Source organism: Nitrospinota bacterium, assembly GCA_035528715.1.
Lineage (GTDB): Bacteria > JADFOP01 > JADFOP01 > DATKYB01 > DATKYB01 > DATKYB01.
The window spans coordinates 1-8419 of the sequence record DATKYB010000085.1 but is presented as its reverse complement, the minus strand read 5'-3'; the positions used below and the strand labels follow the sequence as shown (position 1 = coordinate 8419).

At 33.2% G+C, this 8419-nt stretch carries 5 protein-coding genes; all 5 read left to right on the top strand.

Going from position 1 to position 8419, the window contains the following annotated elements:
* Positions 1–139: 139 nt before the first annotated feature.
* Positions 140–1258: a radical SAM protein gene (locus VMW81_06455; protein ID HUU50580.1), complete on the top strand. Its 1119-nt coding sequence runs from the start codon at positions 140–142 to the stop codon at positions 1256–1258.
* Positions 1236–2393 carry a nucleotidyltransferase family protein gene (locus tag VMW81_06450; GenBank protein HUU50579.1) on the top strand — a complete coding sequence of 386 codons (1158 nt, stop codon included), beginning with the start codon at positions 1236–1238 and terminating at the stop codon, positions 2391–2393. The genes VMW81_06455 and VMW81_06450 overlap by 23 nt, the downstream gene beginning before the upstream one ends.
* A 123-nt stretch (positions 2394–2516) precedes the next feature.
* Entirely contained in the window at positions 2517–4799 is a 2283-nt protein-coding gene (locus VMW81_06445) for an FG-GAP-like repeat-containing protein (GenBank protein ID HUU50578.1), read from the top strand.
* 78 nt (positions 4800–4877) lie between these two features.
* A complete protein-coding gene (locus tag VMW81_06440; protein HUU50577.1) occupies positions 4878–7340 on the top strand; it encodes an AAA family ATPase in 2463 nt (820 codons plus the stop codon).
* A gap of 515 nt (positions 7341–7855) precedes the next feature.
* Positions 7856–8419, top strand: a 564-nt coding sequence (locus VMW81_06435; GenBank protein ID HUU50576.1) for a hypothetical protein, incomplete at its 3' end; no start/stop codon positions are given.

Genomic DNA, 8419 nt, shown 5'->3' with positions numbered 1-8419 from the left:
CAGTGTAATGGAAAAACATCAGTTTTACAGATAGCAAAAAAACTACGTAGAAAATATCCAGGTATATTTCAATCATTAGACAAGGCACTGCAAAGAACAATTTCTGTCACTTCATACAATTACTAAGGATTGTTTAAAAATGGAGCTAAAAGACTTCTCGAAAGATATCTGCATAGGTTTTGAGATAACAAGAGATTGTAATATGACCTGTTCTTATTGTTATGTCAGAACAAGAAAATCAAAAGAAGAATTAGAGACTAACGATTGGTTTAAGTTAACAGATATTCTCTTAAAAAAATATAAAGGCCACAACATCTCTTTTCACCTCGCTGGTGGAGAGATTTTTTTGAAAAAAGACGTCAGTAAACTGATTGAATATATTATTAAAAAAAATTGCTTTGTCTCTGTGGTAAGCAATGGTCTTTATATTCCAGAGGAGATTTATACACATAAACTCTTCAAATTGAATAAAGGATTTTTTCAAATAGCCATAAGCATGGACGGATTAAGAGAAGAACATCACTTAACGAGAAAAGATTTTAACCAAGTGTTATTGAATTTTGAAAGACTGATAAAAAGCAAAATTAATTCTTCTATTAAGGTTACTGTTCATAAAAATAATATAAAAGGTATGATAAAATTTAATGAATTCATAAACAAAATAGGGGAAAAATACAATGCAGTTATATCCATAGAGGTGCAGCCCCTTTCAATAGGCCCGAAAAAAGAAATTCGAAAGAAAATAAAAAGTTTTAATAAAATCAGAGTCTCTTTGAAAGATTACCTAAAAGCTGCTTTTGAGACTACTCGTTATTCAAACAAGAAACTAAAATTTATCGAAAATGATTGGAGATTTATCGGTGAATTGTCTTCTTTTAAAAAAATTTCTGCAAAAGATATATTCTTTGAGAGCGCTTACTTTGGCTGCGCTACTGGAAATGGCTTTGACGTAAATGCAAATGGAGACTTTGTGGTTTGCGAAATGGACCTACCCGCATACAACATAAAAAACTGTATAAATTCTTCTCAATTAGACAGAGCACTGAACAAGCTAAAAGAAAAGATGAAGCCAACGAAAAAGTGTTTCAATTGTTATTATAAATCCATATGCGGTATGTGCAGAATTCCTCCTCTAATTCATGGATATCCAGAGGGCTTTGGTTACAAAGACTGTCAAAAATTCATGAGAGATATTTCTCTTTTTTATGAAAAAAATATGGGAATAAAAATAGCCTATGGCTTGGACTCAAGAAAATAATCTATTACTTCTCTGTTCTCAAGTAAATTTAGATAACAACGCTAAACAAAGAATAAAAGAATTCAATCTAAAAAATCTTAACTGGGAATATCTCATCAACAGATCTCTCACAGAGGGCCTCTTTGGTTTTCTTTATAAGAGCTTAAAGAATTCTCAAATTGAAACACCTCCCCAAAAAGAATTCAAAGAATTAGAACGGATGTACTACCAAAATTTAGCTAAAAATATGGTTATCTTAAAAGAGTTAGATAGCCTTTTAAAATATCTTAATGAGAGCCATATCCCCATAATCCTCCTTAGAGGTTCTACATTTTTAAAAACTATCTACAGCGATATAGGGCTTAGATACTTTGATGATATAGATATATTTATAAAACATGATCACTACGAAAAAATATGTAAGATACTAAAAAAAAATGACTTCTTTCCTCTCCCCTTTTACCCTGATAGATATCTAAAAGATTCAATCAATTTGGATATACACACAAGTCTTTTTAATGTATCAAGAATAAGGTCTCGAGGATATGCCGTAAAAATAAACGATGAAGAAATTTGGAAAGATGCTAGATCCATAGAAAACCATTATCCCAATGTCTTATGCCTTTCCCCCTATGATAATATTCTTACCCTCTCCCTCCACTCTCTGAAACATTCCTATGCTCAGCTTATATGGTTTGTTGATATGAATGAAATTATCAACCAAAATAAGGATAATCTGAACTGGGATAAATTATTGCAAAGGGCAGAATTATTCAATCTCACCAGACCTCTTTATTATTCCCTTTTGTATTTGAAGAAAAAAATGAACAGCCCTATCCCTGATTTTGTATTTAATAAAAATATGAAATGGAGTTATTTAGAGAAAAGGACTTTAAACTTCCTTTTAAAAAATGAAAAGATTGAAAGATATGGTGAATTATTATTCATTTACGGAATCCCCAAAAAATCTCATAAGTTAAAGTATCTTTTTGAACTTCTCTTTCCCAGACCCGCAGTTCTTTCTCAAGTCTTTGGTTTTTATAGACTATCTTCAATACCCCTCTTATATATTCTGCGTCTCTTTCAAATGGCCTTTCTCATACCAAAAGAATCCCTGAGGTTTCTTTGCAAAGTCCTGATACCCCGTAAAAAATGATTGAAAACACAATATTTAGTAGTTCATCGCCTTTACTATACAATATATAGTTTTTTTCTTGACAAATCTCAAAGATTTATCCTATATTAAAAAAAAGTATGTCTTCAATAAAAAAAAGAAAAAATGTACAGATTGAAAAGATTTTTAATAATCTTTGCCATTTATCTAATCTCATCTAACTGCACTCCTCAGACCTATCACCCAGCAATTAACAACCCTTCATTTTTAATAGAAAAGTCCCATTACACAGGTTTAACCATAGCGGATTTTAATGACGACGGACTGATAGATATAGCTGAGGCAAAATACCCTAGTGGAGAGATAGATATTAAGATGGGTGGATCCAAAATGAGCTCTTCTGTTACACTGAAAACAAAGGGAGAAGTTTTGGCCTTAGATTCAGCGGATTATAATAATGATGGAAAGAAAGATATTATATTTAGCGGAGGGAAAAAGAATCCTGGCATCCACGTCTTTCTCAATCAAGGAAGGAACGAGTGGAGATTGCTTGAAGATGTAGCTGATCATCAGATATATTTAAAAATAAAGGCAGGAGATTTCAATAATGATGGCAACATAGATATCGCAGGGCTTTTAACAACGCAAAAGAAGAGGAGTGGATTCAAAGGTGGAATTAAAATATGGCTTCAAAAAGAAAAAAATTCCAAATTAATTCTATCAGGTTTAAAATTTGATAACCCATTTCAGGATTTTGACATTGGGGATATCAACGGAGATAAGGTCCTTGATATAGCTGCAGCTGACTCCCGCCCTTATGGTGGCATAAAAATATTTTTAGGGGATGGAAAAGGTGATTGGACCTTCTCATCTCCACCCCCTGCCACGAATGGTGATTTTTTAAGCGTAAATATATCGGATCTAAACAGTGATGGTAAGAATGATGTTGTTGCAGGCAGTTTTTTATATGGAATAAAGATTTGGTTAAATAATGGATATGGAAGATGGAAAGAATATCCTACCCCTACAAAGTCTGGGAGTTTCTGGAGTATTGTCAACTCTGATATCAACGGTGATGGAATTAAAGATATATTAGCAGGCTCATTTGATAGCCAAGGGATTCGAGTATGGGTTTCTACAAAAAACAACTATTGGAATAAGGGACCAGAACTCATATCCTCTTTTAGCATAATGTACAGCATCAACTCTTTTGATATTAATGGTGATAACCAGGTTGATTTAGCAGCAATAAGCCATGGAGACGGAATTAAACTCTTCCCTCTAAACCAGGAGACACAAGAAAAGTATTTCTTAGCAAAAAACCTTTTTGAAGGACATAATGATAAGGATTTAATCAGAAAAGTCTCATTTGACTCTTTCAAGATAAATGGTTTTAATAATAATCTTTTAGAAAAATACATTCTTGCAAATAAAACCGGGAGAGACCAAAAGGGTAAATCTTCAAACAATGGTTACAAGCCTTACATAGAAATAAACGGTACCTCTAAATATATAGTGGGACCAGGGGATGTTCTCTCTGTCACCTTTTGGAAAGCCTCAACCCCTAACATTAGCAGCGTCTTGGTAAGGGAAGACGGAAAGATATCTTACTCTTATCTAGATGATTTGAAAGTTGAAGGTCTAACAATATCTCAGATAGACACTCTTATAACCAACAGATTAAAAAAATATATCAAAAAGCCGAGAATCGATGTGACAATGGAAAAATATAAAAGCAAAACAGTATTTCTTTTGGGAGAATTTACCTCAACAGCTCGTGGTGTTTCAGGTGGAGGTACCTATAAATTCCCCTTAGAGGGGAAAACAACCCTTGTTGATTTACTATGGGAAGCAGGAGGGGTAACTGATAATGCAAATATGACGAATATCACAATACATAGAAGAGATAAGATTATGACCTTTGATTTATCAAAGGTCTTCACTGAAGGTATCATAGAGCAAAATCCAATATTGGAAACTGGAGATAGAATAAAAATAGCCAAAATACCTGAAGAAGAGAAAAAGAAAAAGATATTTGTACTTGGAGAGGTCGATAATCCACATGTTTATAAATTTACTAAAAAAGCGACTGTTGCTGAAGTTCTCTCGGCCTCTAAAGGACTAGATCATGTGAAAATGAGTAGACATATTAGCATCATAAGAGGGGATTTTGCCAATCCAAGAGTCATACCGATAGATACAAAAAAATTACTGAGACACGGAGATTTGAGTCAAAACATAGCACTTCTGGACGGGGATATATTATTTGTCCCAAGGAGCGACATACAAATTGCACAGGACTTTTTAGGACATATATCAGGCCTAGCCAATTCCCTTATATTCATGGGTGTCTTAAGAGATACATATACCACAGGAGGCACATTCTTAAGATTCAATACAGGGGGGGCCCTCGGAGGGCAGGCGGTTGGAGTAACGTTAGGTCCATAAGAAAAGTCTCATTTGACCATTTAACAATAAATAATTTTAATAATAATCTTTTAATTAATCTTAATATCAATAAAAACTATGCCTGCTTATGATATAAATCTTAGGGACTACTGGAGAGTCATTAGAAAGAAAAAGCTTATCATTATTTCTACTACTCTTCTAATGGGAATATTTAGTTTTTTCTTTGCCCAATATCTAAAACCTATGCCTCTATACAAATCCACCTCAAGCGTAAAGGTAGAAAGAGCTACCACCTTAGCAGGTTTGGTTTTACAGGTTGTTTCGTATGCTGAAGGAGATAATCTAGCAACGCAAGCCGAGGTTATAACAAGCTATCCTGTAATAGAAAAAGTTGCTAAGGAAATGGGATTTATAGATAAAAATATTCCTTCAGAGCTCATCAGAAGAGATAAGAATCTCCTGAGAAAGGTATCTGCATTAAAAGATCAAATCTCTACTAAAATCGAAGGCTACACCAATATAATAAATATCACTGCCATAACTCCTGATCCTAAACTATCTCAAAATCTTGCTAATACAGTAGCAGAGGTCTACCGTCAGGAAAATATTCAAGAGAAGAATAAGAGGATAATTAAGGCCAGAAAATTTATTGAGGAACAGTTAGATATTATAGGAAAGAGACTGAGGAAAAATGAAGAAAATTTAAGAGAATTTAAAGAAAAAAATAAACTTATCTACTTTGATACTCAAACAAAAGGAACCCTTGCAGAACTATTCAGTATAGAATCTGAATATGAAAAAATCTCAAACATGTTAAATGAGATAATCGAGATTAAAAAACTGCTTAAAAGTCAAAAAGGATTTTTAGAAGAATCGCTTCCCCCTCTTATATATGTAAAATTAACTCCTTTATTTACATCATTACATAGTTTATTGTCTGATCTCTCTATAAAGCTGGACAAGCTTTTACAAATATATACTGAAGACCATCCTGAGGTAATAGAAATTAACAATGAAATTAAAATGGTTATAAAAAAGATGACTGAGGAACTCTTATCTCAAGAAACAACCCTAAGAACCCAACAGAAAAGGCTTCAGAATCATATAGAAAATCGAAGGAAAAATCTTGATTCTCTCCCTGAAACTAGTTTAACTTTAGCGAGGCTTGAACGAAATGTATCTTTGGATACGCAACTCTATACCCTTTTACAATCTAAATATCAAGAGAGCTTAATCCAGGAAGCAGAAAAGATAGAAGAAATAACCATTATAAAACCTGCTTTAGAGATAAGCTCCTCGATAAACCCTCCTAAGGTTTTTTTGTCAACCTTTATAGGAATATTTATAGGTATAATTTTAGGTGTTGTCTTTGCCTTTATTTCAGAAACACTTGATACCTCTATTGGGACTATTGAGGATGTAGAAAGTTATCTTAATATCCCTGTCTTAGGGATAATCCCTCATATCGGTATTGATGAAATTAAAGATATCATTGCAAAAAAAAGCCACATAGAAAAGGATGAAAAAACATTAGAAAGAAATGCTAGGCTTGTTTCCCATTTTGCTCCAAAATCTCCTGTGGCCGAAAGCTATCGTGCCCTTCGGACTAATATTCAATTTATAGGCTTAGAAAAAGGGGTAAAGTCGATTCTCTTTACCAGTGCTTCTCTCCTTGAAGGGAAGACCACAACCGTCATAAATCTCGCTTTAACTACGGCACAAATGGGACATAAAACTCTCCTTGTTGACGCTGATTTAAGAAGACCCACCATTAATAAAATTTTTGGAATCGATAGAGAACCTGGACTTACTGATATCATATTAGGAAACTCTACATTGAAAGAAGCAGTAAAGACAGTAACAGATATCATGGTGGGAAAGATGGGTATGGAAGACATCATGCTAACCCCTGGCATTGATAACATGAATATAATTAGTTCTGGAACCCCCCCTCCCAATCCATCAGAACTCCTTACCTCTGAGAGAATGAATGAATTTATTTCTCAAGTTGAAAAGGAATATGATGTTGTTCTCTTTGACAGCGCTCCTGTACTTCCGGCTACAGACGCTGCTATCTTAGGTTCTAAGATAAATGGTGTAGTTATCATCTATCAGGTAGGAAAGATTGCACGTGGAGCGCTAAGACGAGCCAGAGTTCAGCTAGAAAATGTTAAGGCAAATGTTATAGGAGTGGTTTTAAATGGCCTTAAAGCCGAAATTAGTCCAGATTTTTATGACTTAAAATACGAAAAATATTATGTCTATGAAGAAACACCAGTTGCTAAAGCTAAAAAGTTCTCTTTTTTGAGATCTTTTCTAAGAATGTTTTTTAAAAAAGGGGAAAAGAAAGAATCTAAAATTGATCCTAAAAAAGAAAAAATAATAATAGATAAAAAAACTTCAGGCACTTCTAAAAAAATCCTTGTTACTTTTCTTTCTCTCCTCTTCCTATTCAATGGATTGATCTGGCAGAAAAACATTATTAAATTAGAACCTCTACTTATAAATTTTGAAAAAAATATCCAGCAAAAGCTGAAAATTTTAAAAGGACAATATCAGAAAATTTTTAAATCTCAATAATGCCAATCTTTCCCTTTTTGAAATAGATTTTAACTGTTTGATTTTTAATGAGAATCATGATAATATCATATATAATATTTATATTAACAAAGATATTTTGTAATTTAGAGGGCGAAGCTTTGTAACTTTAATGATTTTTTCATCTATATTAAAAAAATTGAAGAGAACTAACATTAATTCCCATCATGGGAATCGAAGCAAATGCCCTTCTAAGATTTACCGATTCTCTTTTATTACTGGCTTTAAATCTAGGTCTGCTACAGCTCTTAAAGCCAAAAACAGGATAGATATAAATTCTTAATGAATCGTAAAAGGGGATTTTTCTATTAAAAACGGAAAATCCCCTTCTTATTTAAAAAAATCTATGTATCCTTTAACAGTTCCTATTAAAAATGAAACCAAAGAATTCCTTAAAAATTTTAAATGACATCGGACAATTTTATATAACTTACCTTTTATTTATAACGGGAATCATATGTATATCCTTCCTTATAGCCTATTTATCAGCTCTTGAGATGCACCTCTACGCAATAGCAATTATCCTTGGATTTTCGGTATTTATCATCAGTTTTGTCAACACAGAAGCCGCTCTCTATATCTTTATTTTTTCTATGTTGTTAGGTCCAGAGTTTATCGTTGGTCAGATTGGAGGAAGCGCTCTTTTGGGAAGGGGAATTACCCTTCGTTTTGATGATTTTTTGTTGGTGATTATCGGATTCAGCTGGTTTGCAAAGTCAGCAATTTATAAAGAATTGGGGTTATTTTTAAGAACCCCCCTAAACCTACCAATTTTCTTCTACACCATATCATCTCTTTTTGTCACCTGTTTAGGAATGATAACGGGTAGTGTGAACCCCTTAAGCGGCTTCTTTTATGTCTTAAAATATATAGAATATTTTATTGTTTATTTCATGGTTGTAAACCACCTCCATTCTGAGGTACAGCTAAAAAGATTTGTATTTTGTTCTCTACTTACCTGTCTTTTAGTCTCCCTATATGGCTTATATCAAATTCCTTTAGGGGGAAGAATTACCGCACCATTTGAAGGAGAAATTGGAGAACCAAATACTTTTGGAGGA

Excerpts from the sequence above, each read along its gene's own strand:
- VMW81_06455 (HUU50580.1), top strand. The coding sequence starts at position 140 with ATGGAGCTAAAAGACTTCTCGAAAGATATCTGCATAGGTTTTGAGATA.
- VMW81_06450 (HUU50579.1), top strand. The coding sequence starts at position 1,236 with ATGGCTTGGACTCAAGAAAATAATCTATTACTTCTCTGTTCTCAAGTA.
- VMW81_06445 (HUU50578.1), top strand. The coding sequence starts at position 2,517 with ATGTACAGATTGAAAAGATTTTTAATAATCTTTGCCATTTATCTAATC.
- VMW81_06440 (HUU50577.1), top strand. The coding sequence starts at position 4,878 with ATGCCTGCTTATGATATAAATCTTAGGGACTACTGGAGAGTCATTAGA.